Annotated in this window: 1 protein-coding gene; it reads left to right on the top strand. The window is 69.1% G+C overall.

Annotated features, from left to right (window positions below; genetic code table 11):
* On the top strand, positions 1-223 hold a 223-nt coding region (locus E4K09_RS00005; protein WP_280177429.1), incomplete at both ends, for a uracil-DNA glycosylase family protein.

The following is a 223-nucleotide window of genomic DNA, read 5'->3' as shown; positions in this document are numbered from 1 at the left end:
TGCAAGCCGTTCATCGCGCGGCAGATCGAGCTGGCCTCTCCCGAATTTCTTCTGTGCCTCGGCGGCCCCGCAGCCCAGAACCTGCTCGGCCTGAAGGACGGAATCCTGCGCACCCGGGGGCGCTGGTACACCTACCAGGCCGAGGACGGCCGCGAGATCCGGGCGATGCCGACCCTGCATCCGGCCTATCTGCTGCGCCAGCCCCTGCAGAAGCGCCTCGGCT

This window comes from Microvirga pakistanensis (genome assembly GCF_004458765.1).
Lineage (GTDB): Bacteria > Pseudomonadota > Alphaproteobacteria > Rhizobiales > Beijerinckiaceae > Microvirga > Microvirga pakistanensis.
Note: the sequence above shows the minus strand (reverse complement) of the source record. Positions and strands in the feature narration are given on the sequence as shown.